Annotated in this window: 16 protein-coding genes and 1 riboswitch; of the genes, 12 read left to right on the top strand and 4 right to left on the bottom strand. The window is 59.4% G+C overall.

Annotated features, from left to right (window positions below; translation table 11 throughout):
• Positions 1-69: 69 nt before the first annotated feature.
• The 4 genes from leuA to leuD are packed head-to-tail and all read left to right on the top strand — an operon-like array spanning position 70 to position 4,751.
• Entirely contained in the window at positions 70-1,641 is a 1,572-nt protein-coding gene (gene leuA / locus BN3796_RS08700) for a 2-isopropylmalate synthase (protein ID WP_061707968.1), read from the top strand.
• The gene (gene leuB / locus BN3796_RS08695) at positions 1,641-2,732 is read left to right on the top strand and encodes a 3-isopropylmalate dehydrogenase (RefSeq protein ID WP_061707967.1); all 1,092 of its coding nucleotides are present in this window, start codon (positions 1,641-1,643) and stop codon (positions 2,730-2,732) included. The genes leuA and leuB overlap by 1 nt, the downstream gene beginning before the upstream one ends.
• 2 nt (positions 2,733-2,734) lie before the next feature.
• The gene (gene leuC, locus BN3796_RS08690) at positions 2,735-4,135 is read left to right on the top strand and encodes a 3-isopropylmalate dehydratase large subunit (RefSeq protein ID WP_061707966.1); all 1,401 of its coding nucleotides are present in this window, start codon (positions 2,735-2,737) and stop codon (positions 4,133-4,135) included.
• A 10-nt stretch (positions 4,136-4,145) separates the two neighbouring features.
• Positions 4,146-4,751 (top strand): 3-isopropylmalate dehydratase small subunit, encoded by a 606-nt coding sequence (leuD, locus tag BN3796_RS08685; RefSeq protein ID WP_061707965.1) that lies wholly within the window; start codon positions 4,146-4,148, stop codon positions 4,749-4,751.
• A gap of 39 nt (positions 4,752-4,790) precedes the next feature.
• Here the strand turns inward: leuD and BN3796_RS08680 are convergent, their stop codons facing one another.
• Together BN3796_RS08680 and sgrT are read right to left on the bottom strand one after the other, a co-directional pair.
• Positions 4,791-5,969 carry a sugar efflux transporter gene (locus BN3796_RS08680; RefSeq protein WP_061707964.1) on the bottom strand — a complete coding sequence of 393 codons (1,179 nt, stop codon included), beginning with the start codon at positions 5,967-5,969 and terminating at the stop codon, positions 4,791-4,793.
• A gap of 118 nt (positions 5,970-6,087) precedes the next feature.
• Positions 6,088-6,240: a glucose uptake inhibitor SgrT gene (gene sgrT, locus BN3796_RS08675; RefSeq protein ID WP_061707963.1), complete on the bottom strand. Its 153-nt coding sequence runs from the start codon at positions 6,238-6,240 to the stop codon at positions 6,088-6,090.
• Positions 6,241-6,326: 86 nt separating this feature from the next.
• Between sgrT and sgrR the strand changes: the two genes are divergently transcribed.
• The 4 genes from sgrR to thiQ all read left to right on the top strand — a co-directional run bounded on the left by sgrR (position 6,327) and on the right by thiQ (position 11,414).
• On the top strand, positions 6,327-7,982 hold the full coding sequence (gene sgrR, locus BN3796_RS08670; protein ID WP_061707962.1) for an HTH-type transcriptional regulator SgrR: 1,656 nt from the start codon (positions 6,327-6,329) through the stop codon (positions 7,980-7,982).
• 36 nt (positions 7,983-8,018) lie between these two features.
• A riboswitch (TPP riboswitch) is annotated at positions 8,019-8,119 on the top strand.
• Positions 8,120-8,150: 31 nt separating this feature from the next.
• The gene (thiB, locus tag BN3796_RS08665) at positions 8,151-9,134 is read left to right on the top strand and encodes a thiamine ABC transporter substrate binding subunit (protein ID WP_061707961.1); all 984 of its coding nucleotides are present in this window, start codon (positions 8,151-8,153) and stop codon (positions 9,132-9,134) included.
• Positions 9,110-10,720: a thiamine/thiamine pyrophosphate ABC transporter permease ThiP gene (gene thiP, locus BN3796_RS08660; RefSeq protein WP_061707960.1), complete on the top strand. Its 1,611-nt coding sequence runs from the start codon at positions 9,110-9,112 to the stop codon at positions 10,718-10,720. The genes thiB and thiP overlap by 25 nt, the downstream gene beginning before the upstream one ends.
• The gene (gene thiQ / locus BN3796_RS08655; RefSeq protein ID WP_061707959.1) at positions 10,704-11,414 is read left to right on the top strand and encodes a thiamine ABC transporter ATP-binding protein ThiQ; all 711 of its coding nucleotides are present in this window, start codon (positions 10,704-10,706) and stop codon (positions 11,412-11,414) included. Before thiP ends, thiQ begins: the two co-directional genes overlap by 17 nt.
• On the opposite strand, the gene BN3796_RS08650 is transcribed toward thiQ, so the two are convergent.
• Together BN3796_RS08650 and araC are read right to left on the bottom strand one after the other, a co-directional pair.
• A complete protein-coding gene (locus BN3796_RS08650) occupies positions 11,411-12,178 on the bottom strand; it encodes a DedA family protein (protein ID WP_061707958.1) in 768 nt (255 codons plus the stop codon). The two genes, thiQ and BN3796_RS08650, sit on opposite strands and share 4 nt — an antisense overlap.
• Positions 12,179-12,305: 127 nt before the next feature.
• A complete protein-coding gene (gene araC, locus BN3796_RS08645; RefSeq protein WP_061707957.1) occupies positions 12,306-13,151 on the bottom strand; it encodes an arabinose operon transcriptional regulator AraC in 846 nt (281 codons plus the stop codon).
• Between the two features lie 335 nt (positions 13,152-13,486).
• Between araC and araB the strand changes: the two genes are divergently transcribed.
• From araB to polB, 4 genes are all read left to right on the top strand, one after another.
• On the top strand, positions 13,487-15,196 hold the full coding sequence (gene araB / locus BN3796_RS08640) for a ribulokinase (protein ID WP_061707956.1): 1,710 nt from the start codon (positions 13,487-13,489) through the stop codon (positions 15,194-15,196).
• A gap of 10 nt (positions 15,197-15,206) precedes the next feature.
• Positions 15,207-16,709 carry an L-arabinose isomerase gene (gene araA, locus BN3796_RS08635; RefSeq protein WP_061707955.1) on the top strand — a complete coding sequence of 501 codons (1,503 nt, stop codon included), beginning with the start codon at positions 15,207-15,209 and terminating at the stop codon, positions 16,707-16,709.
• An 86-nt stretch (positions 16,710-16,795) separates the two neighbouring features.
• Complete coding sequence (gene araD / locus BN3796_RS08630; protein WP_061707954.1) at positions 16,796-17,491, top strand: L-ribulose-5-phosphate 4-epimerase; 696 nt, start codon at positions 16,796-16,798, stop codon at positions 17,489-17,491.
• Between the two features lie 155 nt (positions 17,492-17,646).
• Positions 17,647-19,998 (top strand): DNA polymerase II, encoded by a 2,352-nt coding sequence (polB, locus tag BN3796_RS08625; RefSeq protein WP_061707953.1) that lies wholly within the window; start codon positions 17,647-17,649, stop codon positions 19,996-19,998.
• Positions 19,999-20,020: the final 22 nt, after the last annotated feature.

The following is a 20,020-nucleotide window of genomic DNA, read 5'->3' as shown; positions in this document are numbered from 1 at the left end:
GCCCGCGCCACTGCGCGGGTTTTTTTATGCTCGTAGCAAGGCGCCCCAGGAAAAACAAGGACCTAACCCATGAGCCAGCAAGTCATTATTTTCGATACCACCTTACGTGACGGTGAACAGGCGTTACAGGCAAGCCTGAGTGTGAAAGAGAAACTGCAGATTGCGCTGGCCCTCGAACGTATGGGCGTTGACGTGATGGAGGTTGGGTTCCCTGTCTCTTCCCCGGGCGATTTTGAATCTGTCCAGACCATTGCCCGTACCATTAAAAACAGCCGCGTCTGCGCCCTCGCCCGCTGCGTAGAGAAAGATATCGACGTAGCGGCAGAATCCCTGAAGGTAGCGGAAGCGTTCCGTATTCATACCTTTATCGCCACCTCGCCCATGCATATCGCCACCAAGCTGCGCAGTACTCTGGATGAGGTGATTGAGCGTGCGGTCTACATGGTGAAACGCGCCCGCAACTATACCGATGATGTGGAATTTTCCTGTGAAGATGCCGGACGCACCCCGATTGCCGATCTGGCGCGCGTGGTGGAAGCCGCGATCAACGCCGGGGCGACCACCATCAATATCCCCGATACCGTGGGCTACACCATGCCGTTTGAGTTCTCCGGCATCATTTCCGGCCTGTATGAGCGCGTTCCCAATATTGATAAGGCGATTATCTCCGTCCACACCCATGACGATTTAGGGCTGGCGGTCGGCAACGCCATTGCCGCCGTCCACGCCGGCGCACGCCAGGTAGAAGGCGCCATGAACGGTATCGGCGAGCGCGCAGGCAACTGCTCGCTGGAAGAGGTGATCATGGCGATTAAGGTGCGTAAAGACATCATGAACGTGAACACCCGTATCAATCACAACGAAATCTGGCGCACCAGCCAGACCGTAAGCCAGATCTGCAACATGCCGATCCCGGCGAACAAGGCGATTGTGGGCACCGGCGCCTTCGCCCACTCCTCCGGTATTCATCAGGATGGTGTCCTGAAAAACCGCGAAAACTACGAAATCATGACCCCGGAATCGATCGGCCTGAATCAGGTGCAGCTGAATCTGACCTCCCGCTCTGGCCGCGCGGCGGTGAAACACCGTATGGAAGAGATGGGCTATCAGGAGAGCGATTACAACCTGGACCATCTCTATGACGCCTTCCTGAAGCTGGCGGATAAAAAAGGCCAGGTATTTGATTACGATCTGGAAGCGCTGGCGTTTATTAATAAACAGCAGGAAGAGCCGGAGCATTTCCGCCTGGACTACTTCAGCGTGCAGTCGGGCTCCAGCGATATCGCCACCGCCTCCGTCAGATTGATTTGCGGTAACGATGTTAAAGCGGAAGCGGCAAACGGTAACGGTCCGGTGGATGCCATCTACCAGGCGATCAACCGTATCACTGACTATGACGTGGAGCTGGTGAAATATGACCTGAGCGCCAAGGGCCACGGCAAAGATGCGCTGGGTCAGGTGGATATCGTCGTTAACTACAACGGCCGTCGCTTCCACGGCGTGGGTCTGGCGACCGATATCGTCGAATCTTCCGCCAAAGCGATGGTTCACGTACTGAACAACATCTGGCGCGCCGCCGAAGTTGAAAAAGAGTTGCAACGCAAAGCTCAGAATAAAGAGAACAATAAGGAAACCGTGTAATGTCGAAGAATTACCATATTGCCGTGTTGCCGGGCGATGGAATTGGCCCGGAAGTGATGGCACAGGCGCTGAAAGTTCTGGAAGCGGTACGTAACCGTTTTGCGATGAAAATTACCACCAGCCACTACGATGTGGGCGGGATCGCCATCGATCACCACGGCACACCGCTGCCGCAGGCCACCGTTGAAGGCTGTGAAAATGCGGATGCGGTACTGTTCGGCTCCGTGGGCGGCCCGAAATGGGAGCATCTGCCGCCGACGGAACAGCCGGAGCGCGGCGCCCTGTTGCCGCTGCGTAAACATTTTAAACTCTTCAGCAACCTGCGTCCGGCAAAGCTCTATCAGGGACTGGAGGAGTTCTGTCCGCTGCGTGCCGATATCGCCGCCAACGGCTTCGATATCCTCTGCGTACGTGAACTGACCGGCGGCATCTACTTCGGTCAGCCGAAAGGCCGCGAAGGGAGCGGCCAGCATGAGAAAGCCTTTGATACCGAGGTCTATCATCGCTTTGAGATCGAGCGTATTGCGCGCATCGCTTTTGAATCTGCCCGCAAGCGCCGCCACAAAGTCACCTCGATTGATAAAGCCAACGTGCTGCAATCCTCCATTCTGTGGCGCGAAATCGTCAACGAAGTCGCCCGCGACTACCAGGACGTTGAGCTGGCGCATATGTACATCGATAACGCCACCATGCAGCTGATCAAGGATCCGTCCCAGTTTGACGTGCTGCTCTGCTCTAACCTGTTTGGCGATATTCTTTCTGACGAATGCGCAATGATCACCGGATCCATGGGCATGCTCCCCTCCGCCAGCCTGAACGAGGAGGGCTTTGGCCTGTATGAACCTGCCGGCGGCTCCGCCCCGGACATCGCGGGCAAAAATATCGCCAACCCGATCGCGCAGATCCTCTCTCTGGCGCTGCTGCTGCGCTACAGCCTGGACGCCAGCGACGCGGCGGACGCCATTGAGCGCGCCATCAATCGCGCATTAGAAGAGGGGATCCGCACCGGCGATTTAGCGCGCGGTGCGGCGGCAGTCAGTACTGATGAAATGGGCGACATTATCGCCCGCTATGTCGCTGAAGGGGCGTAATCATGGCAAAGACTTTATATGAGAAATTATTCGATGCGCATGTGGTCTATGAAGCGCCCGACGAAACGCCGCTGATCTACATCGATCGCCACCTGGTGCATGAAGTGACCTCCCCGCAGGCGTTTGACGGCCTGCGCGCCCACCACCGTCCAGTGCGCCAGCCGGGTAAAACCTTCGCCACCATGGACCATAACGTCTCTACCCAGACGAAAGATATCAACGCTTCCGGCGAAATGGCGCGTATCCAGATGCAGGAGCTGATTAAGAACTGCAACGAGTTCGGCGTTGAGCTCTACGATCTGAACCACCCCTATCAGGGCATTGTGCACGTGATGGGGCCGGAACAGGGGATCACCCTGCCGGGAATGACCATCGTCTGCGGCGACTCCCATACCGCGACCCACGGCGCATTCGGCGCGCTGGCGTTTGGCATCGGCACTTCCGAAGTGGAACACGTGCTGGCGACGCAGACCCTGAAACAAGGGCGCGCCAAAACCATGAAGATCGAAGTGAAAGGCACCGCCGCGCCGGGGATCACCGCCAAAGATATCGTGCTGGCGATCATCGGTAAAACCGGCAGCGCTGGCGGCACCGGTCACGTAGTGGAGTTTTGCGGCGACGCGATCCGCGCCCTGAGCATGGAAGGCCGTATGACCCTGTGCAATATGGCGATTGAGATGGGTGCCAAGGCAGGGCTGGTCGCACCAGACGAAACCACCTTTAACTACGTGAAAGGGCGTCGCCATGCGCCAAAAGGTCAGGATTTCGAGGAGGCCGTCGCCTACTGGAAAACCCTGAAAACGGATGATGGCGCAACGTTTGACAGCGTCGTCACCCTGCAGGCCGAGGAGATTGCGCCGCAGGTAACCTGGGGGACCAACCCGGGCCAGGTCATCTCCGTGACGGATGCCATTCCCGATCCGATGTCGTTTGCCGATCCGGTGGAGCGCGCCAGCGCCGAAAAAGCGCTCGCCTATATGGGGCTGCAACCCGGCGTACCGCTGACCGAAGTGGCTATCGATAAGGTCTTTATCGGCTCCTGCACCAACTCGCGCATTGAAGATTTACGCGCGGCGGCAGAGATTGCCAGAGGCCGCAAGGTCGCGCCCGGCGTACAGGCGCTGGTGGTGCCAGGCTCCGGCCCGGTGAAGGCGCAGGCGGAGGAAGAGGGTCTGGATAAGATCTTTATCGAAGCGGGCTTTGAGTGGCGTCTGCCTGGCTGCTCCATGTGCCTGGCGATGAACAACGATCGTCTGAACCCGGGCGAACGTTGCGCCTCCACCAGCAACCGTAACTTTGAAGGCCGTCAGGGGCGTGGCGGACGCACGCATCTGGTGAGCCCGGCGATGGCCGCCGCCGCCGCGGTGACCGGCCACTTTGCTGATATTCGCGCACTGAAATAAGGAGACCATCATGGCAGAAAAATTTACCCAACATACCGGCCTGGTGGTTCCGCTGGACGCGGCGAACGTCGATACCGACGCCATCATCCCGAAACAGTTTTTACAGAAGGTGACCCGCACCGGCTTCGGGGCGCATCTCTTCAACGACTGGCGTTTTCTGGACGATAAAGGCCAGGTGCCGAACCCGGAATTTGTGCTCAATTTCCCCGAATATCAGGGCGCCTCGATCCTGCTGGCGCGGGAAAACTTCGGCTGCGGCTCCTCGCGCGAACATGCCCCATGGGCGCTGACCGATTACGGTTTTAAAGTTGTTATCGCCCCGAGTTTCGCCGATATCTTCTATGGCAACAGCTTTAACAACCAGCTGCTGCCGGTGAAGCTGAGCGATGAAGAGGTTGATGAGTTATTCAGGCTGGTGCAGGCGAATCCGGGCATTCGCTTTGAGGTGGATCTGGAAGCGCAGGTGATTAAAGCGGGCGACAAGCGCTACAGCTTTACTATCGATGCTTTCCGCCGCCACTGTATGCTGAACGGCCTGGACAGCATCGGCCTGACGCTGCAACACGAAGAGGCGATTGCCGCCTACGAGCAAAAACAGCCGGCGTTTATGGGCTGATTCTACAACGCCGGATGCGTTGCGCATCCGGCATTATGCTCAAACGTCTTTCACCCGCCCGGTCATCACCAGCGCGACCAGCGAAATCACCGCGATCGCCCAGTAAACCGCAAAGTGGCCATAGCTTTGGGCAACCGCGCCCTGAATCACCCCCGCCAGAATCACTCCCGTGGAGATACTGTTAGTGAATAGCGTGGTGGCCGACCCTGCCCGCCCCGGCATCAGATCCTGAAACCAGAGCATACCAATTCCCGCGACGATACCGATAAATACCGCGTTAAAGAGCTGCAGCGCCAGCAGCGCCGTATGGCTATGAAAGAAAATCAGGCCTACGTAAAAGAGCACTCCCGCCGCTACGGCGGTCACCATCATCCGCCGCTTGCCAAAACGTTTCACAAAGTAGCCCGCCAGGATCATCGCCGGGATCTCCAGCCCGGCGGCGGTCCCCATCAGGATCCCGGCGAGCTTGTCCGGCAGCCCCAAATCGCTGCTGATCCAGAGCGGCATATCGATGATATACATGGTGTTGCAGGTCCACATCAGCGTGGAGGCGATAAAGAGCATGCGCACGTTTTTATCCTGCCAGCCGCTCACCCGGGTCACGGGCTGGTCGGCTGGCTGCTCTACCCGCTCTACCGAGGGCAGCACAAGCGCAATCAGCACCAGGCTGACACCAAAAATCACCGCCGCGATGGTAAACATGGTGGTAAAGCCATAGTTGAGCGCCAGCATAAAGGCCAGCGGCGGGCCGATAACCCACGCCAGCGAAAGCTGGGCGCGCATTACCGAGCTGAACATCACCACCTCTCTGGCGGAGTGGTCAGCGTATTCACGCGCCAGCGCAAAAAGCTGCGGCATGGCGGTATTGGCCAGCGACGCCAGCAGCACGCCACAGGTGATGAGGGTCAGATAGTGGCGGTTAAAGGCGAACAGCAGCGCATTGCCAATCGCCATGGCGCAGCAAAAAAGGATCAGCTTGCGCCGATCGCCCTGGCTGTCGGAACGTTTTGCCAGCCAGAGGCTCACCAGGATACCGGCAATAGCGTTGACGGTATAAAACAGCCCCACCCAAAAAGGCTGCGCGCCTACCTCACGGCTTAAAAACAGGCTTAACGTCGGCGCCTGTAGCGCGCCCGCGACACCCATCATAAAGGCCACCAGCATAAAAGCGGCATATACGCCGTTCAGGCGGCGCCCCATCGTCATCAACCAGAGCATCTGCAGTTCCTTGTCAAAACGAATCGAAGTGGGTGGATAGTAAACGAAAAAAGCCAGCAAAAACATTTTGCTGGCGGGTGATTAGCACCAATACTCAGTCACACATGATCGAGGCGATTCAGCCCTCCGAGGTCGGGTTCGTAACTTCCCACTGCATCAGATCGTCCAGTATTTTCAGCCGTAACTCTGCGCACTGACGGGCCAGCCAGGACGCTCCCCGGGTCGCCAAAAAGTACTGTTGATAGAAATGACGTGCAGTTGACCTCTTCATGGACACCTCCTCGCTTCATCGAACAAAATTTTGGCATAATATAGGGATTAATAAATTGCTGATTTTTCGTGAGGAGTTCCCCTTTTATGCCCTCTGGTCGTCTGCAACAACAATTTATCCGCCTCTGGCAGTGCTGCGAAGGCCAGTCCCGGGAGACCACGCTCAGCGCGCTGGCGGAACTGCTGAGCTGTTCGCGTCGCCATATGCGCACGCTGCTGAACGCCATGCAGCAGCAGGGCTGGCTAAGCTGGGAAGCGGAAGCGGGTCGCGGCAAACGCTCGCGTCTCACCTTTCTCTATACCGGGCTGGCGCTGCAGCAGCAGCGTGCCGAAGATCTGCTGGAACAGGACAGCATTGACCAGCTGGTGCAGCTGGTCGGGGATAAGGCGGCGGTGCGTCAGATGCTTATCTCCCGCCTCGGACGCAGCTTCCGCCAGGGGCGCCATATCCTGCGCGTGCTCTACTATCGTCCAATGAAAAACCTGCTGCCGGGCAGCGCGTTGCGCCGCTCGGAAACGCATATTGCCCGTCAGATCTTCAGCGGTTTGACGCGCATAAATGAGGAAAATGGGGAACTGGAGGCGGACATCGCCCATCACTGGCAGCAGCTTTCTCCCCTGCACTGGCGCTTTTTTTTACGCCCCGGTATCCATTTTCATCACGGCCGCGAACTGGAGATGGCGGATGCTATCGCCACGCTGGAACGCGCCCGCACGCTCCCGCTCTATTCCCATATCGCGCGCATCCACTCCCCTACCGCCTGGACGCTGGATATTGAACTTCACGAACCGGATCAGTGGCTGCCGTGGCTGATGGGCTCTCTGCCCTCCATGATCCTGCCGCAGGAGTGGGCGTCGCTACCGGACTTCTCCAGCCAGCCCGTGGGCACCGGGCCCTATGCGGTGGTGCGTAATACCCGCAATCAGCTGAAGATCCGCGCCTTTGATGACTACTTCGGCTATCGCGCCCTGATTGACGAGGTGAACGTCTGGGTATTGCCCGATATCAACGAAGAGCTAAGCTGCGGCCTGACGCTGGAAGGCGCAACGGGCGACGAAACCGCGGTGGAAAGCCGTCTTGAAGAGGGGTGTTACTACCTGCTATTTGACGCCCGTTCGCGACGCGGCGCCAGCCCGGAGGTGCGCCAGTGGATAAGCCATGTGCTCTCACCCTCCAACCTGATCTATCAGGCGGAAGAGCTGTACCAGGCCTACTGGTTCCCGGCCTACGGGCTGCTCCCCCGCTGGCACCATGCCCGTCCGCGGCGCGTGGAGAAACCCGCCGGGCTGGAGTCGATAACCCTCACCTTCTACCGCGACCATGTGGAGCACCGCGTTATCGCCCGGCTTATGAGTACGCTACTGGCCGCAGAGCAGGTGAGGCTGGAGATTGTGGAGGTGGATTATGACGAGTGGCATCGCGGCGAGACGGTCAGCGACATCTGGCTCAATAGCGCTAACTTTACCCTGCCGCTCGATTTTTCCCTTTTCTCGCATCTCTATGAAGTGCCGCTGATCCAGCACTGCATTCCCCGCGACTGGCAGGAGGACGCCACCCGCTGGCGTGCGGGAGAGATGAACCTGGCCGCCTGGTGCCAGCAGCTGCTCGCGGAGCAGGCGATGGTGCCGCTGATCCACCACTGGCTGATGATCCAGGGACAGCGCAGCATGCGCGGCCTGCGGATGAATACCCTGGGCTGGTTTGATTTTAAATCGGCCTGGTTTGCGCCGCCGGAGCCATAACGCTTTCGTAATATTCACCAAATCATTACAATAGCGCCGTTCTCAACGGGGTGCTGCATCACTGATGTGCGCTGAGATAATACCCGTCGAACCTGATCCGGATAACGCCGGCGAAGGGATTTGAGGCTCTATCTCAAAATCCTTTGCCACTCAACTTTGAGGTGCAAAGTGTTAAAAAAAGTAATTCCCCTGCTGGCGCTGATGGCGCTGCCCGCTTTCGCAAAGCCCGTTCTGACGGTCTATACCTACGACTCTTTCGCCGCCGACTGGGGCCCCGGCCCGGTGGTGAAAAAGGCGTTCGAAGCTGATTGCAACTGCGAACTGAAGTTCGTGGCCCTGGAGGATGGCGTCTCTCTGCTGAACCGTCTGCGCATGGAAGGGAAAAACAGCAAGGCGGATGTGGCGCTGGGTCTGGATAACAATCTTCTGGAAGCGGCCACGCAGACCAGGCTGTTCGCCAAAAGCGGCGTTCCTGACAGCGCGGTGAAGGTGCCTGGCGGCTGGAAAAACGACACCTTTGTCCCCTTCGACTACGGCTATTTCGCTTTTGTCTATGACAAAAACAAACTGAAAAATCCGCCGAAAAGCCTGAAAGAGCTGGTGGAAAGCGACCAGAAATGGCGCGTGATCTATCAGGATCCGCGGACCAGCACGCCAGGCCTCGGACTCCTGCTCTGGATGCAAAAAGTCTTCGGTGATAACGCCCCGCAGGCGTGGCAGAAGCTGGCGGCGAAAACCGTCACCGTCACCAAAGGCTGGAGCGAAGCCTACGGCCTCTTTCTGAAAGGGGAGAGCGACCTGGTGCTGAGCTACACCACCTCCCCGGCTTACCATATTATTGAAGAGAAAAAAGAGAATTACGCGGCGGCCAATTTTGCCGAAGGCCACTATCTGCAGGTGGAAGTCGCCGCCCGTCTCGCGGGCAGCAAACAGCCCGAGCTGGCGGAGAAGTTCCTTAAGTTTATGGTTTCGCCCGCGTTTCAGAATGCGATCCCCACCGGCAACTGGATGTATCCGGTCAGCGACGTGACGCTGCCGGCGGGCTTTGCTTCGCTGCCGAAACCGCAAACCACGCTGGAATTTACTCCGCAGCAGGTTTCCAGCCAGCGTGCAGCCTGGATCGGTGAATGGCAACGCGCCGTCAGCCGCTGATCCCCGGCTGGCTTGTTCCCGGGCTATGCGCCGCCACGCTGATGGTGGTGGTCTGCGTCGGGGCGTTTTGCGCGCTCTGGCTTAACGCGCCGGGAAGCGATCTTCTCGCCCTCTGGCACGACAGCTACCTCTGGCATGTGGTCCGCTTCTCCTTCTGGCAGGCGTTTCTCTCTGCCCTGCTGTCGGTTGTCCCGGCCATTTTCCTTGCCCGGGCGCTCTACCGTCGCCGTTTCCCGGGCAGGACGGCGCTGCTGCGCCTGTGCGCGATGACCCTTATCCTGCCGGTACTGGTGGCGGTGTTCGGCATTCTGAGCGTCTATGGCCGCCAGGGGTGGCTCGCCACCCTGCTGCAGGCATGGGGGATCGAATGGCGTTTCTCCCCTTATGGGTTGCAGGGAATTTTGCTGGCGCATATCTTTTTTAACCTGCCGATGGCGACCCGGCTGCTTCTCCAGGCGCTGGAGAGCATTCCCGGCGAGCAGCGCCAGCTGGCAGCTCAGCTTGGCATGCGCGGCTGGTCGTTCTTCCGGCTGGTGGAGTGGCCCTGGCTGCGCCGACAGATCCCTCCCGCCGCCGCGCTCATCTTTATGCTCTGCTTTGCGAGCTTCGCCACGGTACTGTCGCTGGGCGGCGGCCCGCAGGCGACCACCATTGAACTGGCTATCTACCAGGCGCTGAGCTACGACTACGATCCTAGTCGGGCGGCGCTGCTGGCGATGGTGCAGATGGCGTGCTGCCTGGGCCTGGTACTGCTGAGCCAGCGCTTAAGCAAGGCGATCCCGGTGGGCAGCCATCAGATTTCAGGCTGGCGCGATCCGCAGGACAGTCTGCGCAGCCGGGCGGGCGATACGCTCCTCATCGCGCTGGCGCTACTGCTGTTGCTGCCGCCGCTGCTGGCGGTGGTGGTGGACGGGCTCAACGCCAGCCTGCTGCATGTGCTGCGCCAGCCGGTGCTGTGGCAGGCGCTCTGGACCTCCCTGCGCATCGCCCTCGGCGCGGGGCTTCTCTGCGTGCTGCTCACCCTGATGCTGCTCTGGAGCAGCCGCGAGCTTTACGCCCGGCAGCAGCGGCTGGCGGGGCAGGCGCTGGAGATCAGCGGCATGCTGATCCTGGCGATGCCCGGCATTGTGCTGGCCACCGGCTTCTTTTTACTTTTTAACAGTACCTCCGGACTCCCCGAGCGCGCCGACGGGGTGGTGATTTTCACCAATGCGCTGATGGCGATCCCGTACGCCATGAAGGTGCTGGAAAACCCGATGCGTGACATCAGCGCGCGTTATACGCTGCTTTGCCACTCGCTGGGCATTGTCGGCTGGCGGCGGCTGAAGGTGGTTGAGCTGCGGGCGCTGAGGCGTCCGCTGGCGCAGGCGCTGGCGTTCGCCTGCGTGCTGTCGATAGGCGATTTTGGAGTGGTGGCGCTGTTCGGCAATGACGATTTCCGCACCCTCCCCTTCTGGCTTTATCAGCAGATCGGCTCTTACCGCAGCCAGGATGGCGCCGTTACCGCGCTGCTGCTGTTACTGCTCTGCTTTACCCTGTTTACCGTTATCGAAAAACTCCCGGGACGCCATGTTAACTCTGACTGATATCACCTGGCTTTATCACCATCTGCCGATGCGCTTTACCCTCTCCGTCGCGCCGGGGGAACGGATTGCGGTACTGGGTCCCAGCGGCGCGGGCAAGAGTACGCTACTCAATCTGATAGCGGGCTTTTTGCTCCCGGCCAGCGGCAGCATGACCATCAATAACCAGGAGTGCACCCGCACGCCGCCTGCCCGTCGCCCCGTCTCGATGCTGTTTCAGGAAAATAACCTCTTCACCCACCTGACGGTGCGCCAGAATATCGCGCTGGGGATGGATCCGGGGCTGCGGCTCAACCACGCCCAGCGCGGGAAGCTGGATGAAATCGCCCGGCAGATGGGGCTGGACGATCTTCTCGACAGGCTGCCCGGGGCGCTCTCCGGCGGCCAGCGTCAGCGGGTGGCGCTGGCGCGCTGTCTGGTGCGCGGCCAGCCGGTCCTGCTGCTGGATGAACCTTTTTCAGCGCTCGATCCCGCCCTGCGCCAGGAGATGCTGACGCTGGTGGACAGGGTCTGTCGTCAGCAGCAACTCACCCTGCTGATGGTGTCGCATAGCGTGGACGATGCGGCGCGTATCGCCCCGCGTTCGGTGGTCATCGCCGACGGGCGTATCGCCTGGGATGGCCCGACGCAGGCGCTTTTGAGCGGCAGAGCGAGCGCGTCAGCCCTGCTGGGCATCGCCCCCGCAACTGACGTTTAGCGGCTCACCACTTTCAGCAGAATTTCGCCATAGACCGGCATCAGCGGATGGCGAATGAGGATCACAAGCAGCGCCACCCCAGCCGCCAGCATAAGCGGCGCAAGCCACAGCAGGCGACCGCGCGGCAGATAGCGCGTCAGGCGGCTGGTACCCGATTTCCCGCTGCGCCACAGTCGCCAGCAGAGCCAGACCGCCAGCCACAGCAGTAGCGCCGTCGCTAACAGCAGCCATTTGAAATGGCCGCTCTGTTCATCGGCGGGAATATTGATCGCCGCGCCAGCCAGAATACCGGGCAGGAAGTAGAACGGCGGCCAGAATACGCAGCCGATAATATTGGGCAGGATAAACTTGCTGACCGGCAGGTCGAGCATCCCCGCGACCATCGGCACCAGCGGTCGCGTCGGGCCGACGAAGCGCCCCACCAGGATGGTAAACATGCTGTGCTGATGCAGGGCGTGCTCGGTTTTATCCAGCAGCGCCTTGTTCTTTTTCATAAACGACCAGCGGTGAAGCGGCTTTTTAAAGCGCCAGCCGAGCCAGAAGGAGATCCAGTCCCCCATCAGGCAGCCGATGATGCCCGCCAGCCAGGCCTGCCAGAAGTTAACCTCGCCGCCGCCAATCAGCGCGCCCAGTCCGGCCATCATCACCGTACCGGGTAAAATCAGCCCCACCAGCGCCAGCGATTCCAGAAAGGCGACCAGCGCAACGGCGATCAGGGAATACGCCACGGACTGCGTAATAAAATGTTCCAGCAATGCCTGCATAAAAATTCCGGCCAGTTAACGAAGCGGGGGTTCTGAGAATGTTCCCCTGCTGCACAGGGGAACAATTGTCTGAGTAGTTTACAGGCTGCCGCTTAACTTCACCTTCAGGTTTATCTTTTTTTACGCATTATTCACATCCGGCGCGAAATTCACTCGGGCTGGCACCGGTGCACTTTTTAAATACGCGCGAGAAATAGAGCTGATCCTCAAATCCGACGTTACGGCCCACGGTGGCGATCGGCATCCGGGTGGTGCTGAGGAGCAGCTTGGCCTGGCTGATGCGCTGGTCCTCGCGCCAGCTCAACACGCTGACGCCGAGCTGCTGGCGGAACAGATGCGACAGACGCGACGGCGACAGACAGACATGCTGGGCGACGCTGGCGATATCAAACTGACTGTCCGCCAGATGGTCGCTGATGTACTGGCAGGCATCCCGCACCCGGTTATCCAGCGGCGGGTTCAGCGATTCGTTGATCGCCTCCATACGCCGCAGCAGAAGCTGCTCCAGCAGGTTGATCGCCAGCAGCTCGGCGTAGCGTCCTCCCGCCTGGCCCGCCTCGATAATCTGCGCAAACAGCTCGCGAAACAGCGTCTGATGCGCATCGTCCGGCCGGTAAAAACCGGTATGGGCGAAAATCGACGGCCACGTCAGCCACTCCTGCCAGTAGGCGCGCGGTCGAAAATAGACCCACTGGTGATACCACTCGCTGGCGTCGGGATGGCGGCCATAGTGATGAATTTCCCCCGGCGGAAAGAGCAGCATATCCCCGGGCCGGCAGACAAACTGCTGGTCGCCGTTTTTGATTACACCCTCGCCCCGCACCGTCAGATTAAGGATATAACCTTTCATCCCCAGCGGACGATCGATAAAAAAGTCGAGATAGCCGTCGGCTTCAATCGGCGTTAAACCGGCCACCAGATGGGCGTTAAACGAATAGCCCGGCAGCAGCGGATCGTTTTGCGTTTCAGCCATATTACCTGCCTCCCCGGCAGTCAGAAGGAAACCAATTGTCCATATCGTTATTTACGCCATAAAAACGGGTACGGCAGAGAACCCGCCGTTATAAGGGCTGGCGCAGGTTCGCCTTATTTCAGCCTTTCTACGCGATTTACCTGCTACTCTCCCCCGTTAAGCGGTAACAAAAGTGTCTATAACCACGGCAGAAATGTCCACATTGAATATTTGCACGGCGTCACACTTTCGAGCGTAACAGCAATTTAATCCATAAGATTAGCGGATCCTGCCTGACGATTTTTCCCCTCAATCTCTAATGTTCACTCATACCTGATTTTGGATGGAGCAAGACAATGGCAATTGCGATTGGCCTCGATTTTGGCAGTGACTCGGTTCGCGCCCTGGCGGTGGAGTGTAAGACGGGCCAGGAGATAGCAACCAGCGTAGAGTGGTATCCCCGCTGGCAGGAGGGGCGCTACTGCGACGCGCCCAATAACCAGTTCCGCCACCACCCGCGCGATTACATCGAGTCGATGGAGGCGGCCATTAAGGCGGTGCTCCAGCAGCTGAGCGACGAGCAGCGCGCGCAGATCGTTGGCATCGGCGTCGACAGCACCGGCTCAACCCCGGCGCCGATTGACGCAGAAGGCCGCGTGCTGGCGCTGCGCCCGGAATTTGCCGACAACCCGAACGCCATGTTTGTGCTCTGGAAGGATCACACCGCGGTTGAAGAGGCGGAAGCGATCACCCGCCTGTGCCATCAGCCGGGTAAAACCGACTATTCCCGCTACATCGGCGGCATCTACTCCAGCGAATGGTTCTGGGCCAAAATTCTGCACGTCACCCGCGCCGACCGCGCCGTGGCGCAGGCCGCGGTCTCCTGGATAGAGCTGTGCGACTGGATCCCGGCTCTGCTTTCCGGGACCACGCGTCCGGCGGATATTCGCCGTGGCCGTTGCAGCGCCGGACACAAGTCGCTGTGGCATGAAAGCTGGGGCGGCCTGCCGCCTGCCGCTTTCTTCGATGAACTGGACCCCATTATCAACCAGCATCTGCGCTATCCGCTCTTTACCGACACCTGGACCGCCGATCTCCCGGTGGGCACCCTCTGCGAAGAGTGGGCGCAGCGTCTGGGCCTGCCGCAGACCATCACCCTCTCCGGCGGCGCGTTTGACTGCCATATGGGAGCGGTCGGCGCGGGAGCACAGCCCAACACCCTGGTAAAAGTAATCGGAACCTCCACCTGCGACATCCTGACGGCGGACAACGCCACCGTGGGCGACCGCGCGGTGAAAGGTATCTGCGGCCAGGTTGACGGGAGCGTCGTGCCCGGCTTTATCGGCCTGGAGGCGGGTCAGTCGGCCTTTGGCGATATCTACGCCTGGTTTGGCCGCGTGCTCGGCTGGCCGCTGGACCAGCTGGCAGCCACCCATCCAGAACTTAAAACGCAGATTGCGGAGAGCAAAAAAGCGCTCCTGCCGCAGCTGACCGAGGCGTGGGCGCAAAATCCCTCTCTCGATCACCTCCCGGTGGTGCTCGACTGGTTTAACGGGCGCCGCACCCCCTTCGCCAACCAGCGTCTGAAAGGGGTGATTACCGATCTTAATCTCGCCACCGACGCACCGACCCTCTTCGGCGGGCTGGTTGCCGCTACCGCCTTCGGCGCACGCGCCATTATGGAGTGCTTTACCTCCCAGGGGATCGCGGTAAATGAAGTGATGGCGCTGGGCGGTATCGCCCGTAAGAACCCGGTCATCATGCAGGCCTGCTGCGACGTGCTTAACCGGCCGCTGCAGATTGTCGCCTCTGACCAGTGCTGCGCGCTGGGGGCCGCGATTTTCGCCGCCGTAGCGGCGGGCGTTCATGCCGATATTCCTGCGGCGCAGCGCGCGATGGCGAGCGCCGTTGAAAGCACGCTACAGCCGCGCCCGCAGCAGGCTCAGCGCTTCGAACAGCTTTATCAGCGCTACCTGCAATGGTCAAAAAGCGCAGAACTTCACTATCTCCCTGTCTCCGCCCCGGCAAAGAACAGCCCGGAAACGACGGCTACCCTGACTCATTAAGGATTTAACAATGACGATTTTTAATAATTATGAAGTGTGGTTTGTTATTGGCAGCCAGCATCTCTATGGGCCAGAAGCGCTGCGGCAGGTGACGCAACATGCGGAACATGTGGTTAATGAACTGAACGCAAAGGCAAAACTGCCTTGTAAGCTGGTGCTGAAGCCGCTCGGCACCACCCCGGATGAGATTACCCATATCTGCCGCGACGCCAACTATGACGATAAATGCGCCGGCTTAGTGGTATGGCTACACACCTTCTCTCCGGCCAAAATGTGGATTAACGGACTCTCTATCCTTAACAAACCGCTGCTGCAATTCCATACCCAGTTCAACGCCTCCCTGCCGTGGGAGAGCATCGACATGGACTTTATGAACCTGAACCAGACCGCGCACGGCGGCCGCGAGTTCGGCTTCATCGGCGCCCGTATGCGCCAGCAGCACGCGGTGGTTACCGGCCACTGGCAGGATGGCCAGGCGCAAAAACGGATCGGCTCCTGGATGCGCCAGGCGGTCTCTAAACAGGACACCCGCCAACTGAAAGTGGTGCGCTTCGGCGACAATATGCGTGAAGTGGCGGTGACCGACGGAGACAAAGTCGCCGCACAGATCAAGTTCGGCTTCTCGGTGAATACCTGGGCGGTGGGCGACCTGGTGCAGGTGGTGAATGAAATCAGCGATGGGGACATCAATGCGCTGGTCGATGAGTATGAGAGCAGCTACCGCCTGACCCCGGCCGCGCAGATCAACGGCGACAAACGCCAGAACGTGCTGGATGCCGCTCGCATTGAGCTGGGGATGAAACGCTTCCTGGAACAGGGCGGCTTCCACGCCTTTACCACCACGTTTGAAGATCTTCACGGGCTGAAACAGCTTCCTGGCCTGGCCGTACAGCGTCTGATGCAGCAGGGCTATGGCTTTGCGGGTGAAGGCGACTGGAAAACCGCCGCCCTGCTTCGCATCATGAAGGTGATGTCAACCGGTCTGCAGGGCGGCACCTCCTTTATGGAGGATTACACCTACCACTTTGAGAACGGCAACGACCTGGTGCTGGGCTCGCATATGCTGGAAGTCTGTCCTTCCATCGCCGTAGAGGAGAAACCGATCCTCGACGTGCAATATCTGGGCATCGGCGGCAAAGCCGATCCGGCCCGCCTGATCTTCAACACCCAGACCGGCCCGGCCATTGTCGCCAGCCTGATCGACCTGGGCGATCGCTTCCGCCTGCTGGTCAACACCATCGAAACGGTGAAAACCCCGCACGATCTGCCGAAGCTGCCGGTGGCGAACGCCCTGTGGAAAGCGCAGCCGGATCTGCCTACCGCGTCAGAAGCCTGGATCCTGGCGGGCGGCGCGCATCACACCGTCTTTAGCCACGCGCTGGATCTGAACGACATGCGCCAGTTCGCTGAGCTTCACGATATTGAACTGACCGTTATTGATAACGAAACCCGCCTGCCCGCCTTCAAAGACGCGCTGCGCTGGAACGAAGTCTATTACGGTTTAAAACGTTAAGTACGAAGTGCCCGGTGGCACTACGTTTACCGGGCCTGCGGTTCTGTGGGTCCGATAAGCGAAGCGCCATCCGGCAGGAGATAACAATGTTAGAAGATCTCAAACGTCAGGTTCTCGAAGCCAACCTGGCGCTGCCGAAACATAATCTGGTTACTCTGACCTGGGGCAACGTCAGCGCCGTTGACCGCGAAAAAGGGGTGTTCGTCATTAAGCCATCCGGCGTGGATTATACGGTGATGACCGCAGACGATATGGTGGTGGTGAGCCTTGAAACCGGCGAGGTGGTGGAGGGGACGAAAAAACCGTCGTCAGATACGCCGACCCACCGCCTGCTCTATCAGGCTTTTCCCGCAATCGGCGGCATCGTGCACACCCACTCCCGCCACGCGACCATCTGGGCGCAGGCCGGACAATCCATCCCGGCGACGGGCACCACTCACGCCGACTATTTTTACGGCACCATCCCCTGCACCCGTCTGATGACCGATGCGGAAATTAACGGCGAGTATGAGTGGGAGACCGGCAACGTCATTGTCGAGACCTTTAAAAAGCAGGGGATCGACGCCGCGCAAATGCCGGGGGTGCTGGTTCACTCCCACGGCCCCTTCGCCTGGGGTAAAAACGCCGAAGATGCGGTGCATAACGCCATCGTGCTGGAAGAGGTCGCCTATATGGGCATCTTCTGCCGTCAGCTGGCGCCGCAATTGCCGGATATGCAGCAGACGCTGCTGGATAAACATTATCTGCGCAAGCATGGCGCGAAAGCCTATTACGGGCAGTAGCTCATAGCCCGGTGGCGCTGCGCTTATCCGGCCTGCGGGAACTGTAGGCCGGATAAGCGCAGCGCCATCCGGCACACCATACCTGTATAAAACTCCAGCGTAATACCTTCAACCAGGCTATAATCACGCCTGGTTTTGTTGTATGAGAGAACGGCGTGGCGCAAGAAGGCTTTTTACTGACCCGGCACTGGCGGGATACGCCTCTCGGGACAGAAGTGGAGTTCTGGCTGGCGACGGACAACGGCCCGCTGAACGTCACGCTGCCGCCGCAGGAGTCCGTAGCCTTTATCCCTGAAGCGCATGTCGAAAAGGTAAGGCTGCTGCTGCGCGACGAAAGCGAATGGCGTCTTACCCCTCTTGAACTGAAAGATTTTCATCGCCAGCCGGTTTACGGCCTTTACTGCCGTACGCATCGCCAGCTGATGCGCTACGAAAAATGGCTGCGCGAAGCGGGTATTACGCTGTATGAAGCGGATATTCGCCCCCCTGAGCGTTTTCTGATGGAGCGGTTTATTACCGCCCCCGTCTGGGTTGACGGCACCGCGCACAATGGCCGCCTCATTAACGCCCGCCTGAAGCCTCACCCGCATTATCGCCCGCCGCTGAAGTGGGTATCGCTGGATATTGAAACCACCCGCCACGGCGAGCTGTACTGTATCGGTCTGGAAGGGTGCGGGCAGCGCGTCGTCTATATGCTGGGACCGCCCAACGGCGACGCCACGGCGCTCGATTTTCAGCTTGAGTATGTCAACAGCCGCCCGCAACTGCTGGAGAAGCTGAACCAGTGGTTTGCCGAACACGATCCCGACGTGCTGATTGGCTGGAATGTAGTGCAGTTTGATCTGCGTGTGTTGCAAAAGCATGCCGAACGTTACCGCATTCCGCTGCGGCTGGGGCGCGCGGGCAGCGAGCTGGAATGGCGTGAGCACGGCTTTAAAAACAACGTCTTCTTCGCACAGGCCAAAGGCCGGCTGATTATCGACGGTATTGAAGCGCTCAAATCGGCGTTCTGGAACTTTTCATCGTTTTCCCTGGAGTCAGTCGCCCGCGAACTGCTGGGCGAAGGGAAAGCGATTGATAACCCGTGGGACCGAATGGATGAGATCGAACGGCGCTTCGGGCAGGATAAACCGGCGCTCGCCACCTATAACCTGAAGGATTGCGAGCTGGTCACGCAGATTTTCCACAAGACGGACATAATGCCTTTTCTGCTGGAGCGCGCCGCCGTCAACGGGCTGGCGGTGGATCGCCACGGCGGATCGGTCGCCGCCTTCAGCCATCTCTATTTTCCCCGCATGCATCGGGCGGGCTACGTTGCGCCCAACCTCGGCGACGTGCCGCCGCAGGCGAGCCCCGGCGGCTACGTGATGGACTCCCGCCCCGGGCTCTACGACTCGGTACTGGTGCTCGACTATAAAAGCCTCTACCCGTCCATTATCCGCACCTTCCTTATCGATCCGGTAGGGCTGGTGGAAGGTCTGGCGCATCCCGACGATGATCAAAGCACCGAAGGCTTTTTGGGGGCGCGGTTCTCCCGCGAAACTCATTGCCTGCCGGAGATCGTCAGCCAGATCTGGCGCGGGCGCGACGAGGCCAAACGTCAGGGAAATAAGCCGCTCGCCCAGGCGCTGAAGATCATTATGAACGCCTTTTACGGCGTGCTCGGCACCAGCGCCTGTCGGTTCTTCGATCCCCGTCTGGCCTCCTCGATCACCCTGCGCGGACACGAGATCATGCTCCAGACTAAAGCGCTGATCGAATCGCAGGGCTTCGATGTCATTTACGGCGATACCGACTCCACCTTTGTCTGGCTGAAACTTCCCCACAGCGAAGCGGAAGCGGCAGCGATCGGTAAGAGACTGGTGGCATTTGTGAACGACTGGTGGCGCAACCATCTGCAAGATAAGCAGTTAACCAGCGTGCTGGAGCTGGAATTTGAAACCCACTTCTGCCGCTTTTTAATGCCCACCATTCGTGGGACCGACCAGGGCAGTAAAAAGCGCTACGCGGGACTGATTCAGGATGGAGATCAGCAGCGTATGGTCTTTAAGGGGCTGGAAACGGTACGTACCGACTGGACGCCGCTGGCGCAGCAGTTCCAGCAGTCGCTCTACCTGCGCATCTTTCGTAACGAGCCGTATCAGGACTATATCCGGGAGACCATCGCCAGCCTGATGGCGGGCGAGCTGGACAGCCAGCTGGTCTACCGAAAACGCCTGCGCCGTCCGCTGGCCGACTACCAGCGTAACGTGCCGCCTCACGCCCGGGCCGCGCGGCTGGCGGATGAAGAGAACGCGCGACGGGGGCGCGCGCCGCAATACCAGAATCGCGGCACCATAAAATATGTCTGGACCACCAGCGGCCCGGAACCGCTGGATTATCAACGCTCGCCGCTGGACTATGAGCACTATCTGACGCGTCAGCTCCAGCCGGTGGCGGAAGGAATTTTACCTTTCATGGACGATGACTTTGCTACACTGATGACAGGGCAACTGGGGCTATTTTGACGCGTGACGAAAACGCTGGCAT

The sequence above is a fragment of the Pseudenterobacter timonensis genome, assembly GCF_900021175.1.
In the GTDB taxonomy this organism is placed as follows: Bacteria; Pseudomonadota; Gammaproteobacteria; order Enterobacterales; family Enterobacteriaceae; genus Enterobacter; species Enterobacter timonensis.
This window is presented reverse-complemented; position numbering and strand designations above follow the sequence as displayed.

Excerpts from the sequence above, each read along its gene's own strand:
- leuB (WP_061707967.1), top strand. The coding sequence starts at position 1,641 with ATGTCGAAGAATTACCATATTGCCGTGTTGCCGGGCGATGGAATTGGC.
- thiQ (WP_061707959.1), top strand. The coding sequence starts at position 10,704 with ATGTTAACTCTGACTGATATCACCTGGCTTTATCACCATCTGCCGATG.
- sgrR (WP_061707962.1), top strand. The coding sequence starts at position 6,327 with ATGCCCTCTGGTCGTCTGCAACAACAATTTATCCGCCTCTGGCAGTGC.
- sgrT (WP_061707963.1), bottom strand. The coding sequence starts at position 6,240 with ATGAAGAGGTCAACTGCACGTCATTTCTATCAACAGTACTTTTTGGCG.
- leuC (WP_061707966.1), top strand. The coding sequence starts at position 2,735 with ATGGCAAAGACTTTATATGAGAAATTATTCGATGCGCATGTGGTCTAT.
- thiP (WP_061707960.1), top strand. The coding sequence starts at position 9,110 with ATGGCAACGCGCCGTCAGCCGCTGATCCCCGGCTGGCTTGTTCCCGGG.
- araA (WP_061707955.1), top strand. The coding sequence starts at position 15,207 with ATGACGATTTTTAATAATTATGAAGTGTGGTTTGTTATTGGCAGCCAG.
- BN3796_RS08680 (WP_061707964.1), bottom strand. The coding sequence starts at position 5,969 with ATGCTCTGGTTGATGACGATGGGGCGCCGCCTGAACGGCGTATATGCC.
- leuD (WP_061707965.1), top strand. The coding sequence starts at position 4,146 with ATGGCAGAAAAATTTACCCAACATACCGGCCTGGTGGTTCCGCTGGAC.
- araB (WP_061707956.1), top strand. The coding sequence starts at position 13,487 with ATGGCAATTGCGATTGGCCTCGATTTTGGCAGTGACTCGGTTCGCGCC.
- araD (WP_061707954.1), top strand. The coding sequence starts at position 16,796 with ATGTTAGAAGATCTCAAACGTCAGGTTCTCGAAGCCAACCTGGCGCTG.
- leuA (WP_061707968.1), top strand. The coding sequence starts at position 70 with ATGAGCCAGCAAGTCATTATTTTCGATACCACCTTACGTGACGGTGAA.
- araC (WP_061707957.1), bottom strand. The coding sequence starts at position 13,151 with ATGGCTGAAACGCAAAACGATCCGCTGCTGCCGGGCTATTCGTTTAAC.
- BN3796_RS08650 (WP_061707958.1), bottom strand. The coding sequence starts at position 12,178 with ATGCAGGCATTGCTGGAACATTTTATTACGCAGTCCGTGGCGTATTCC.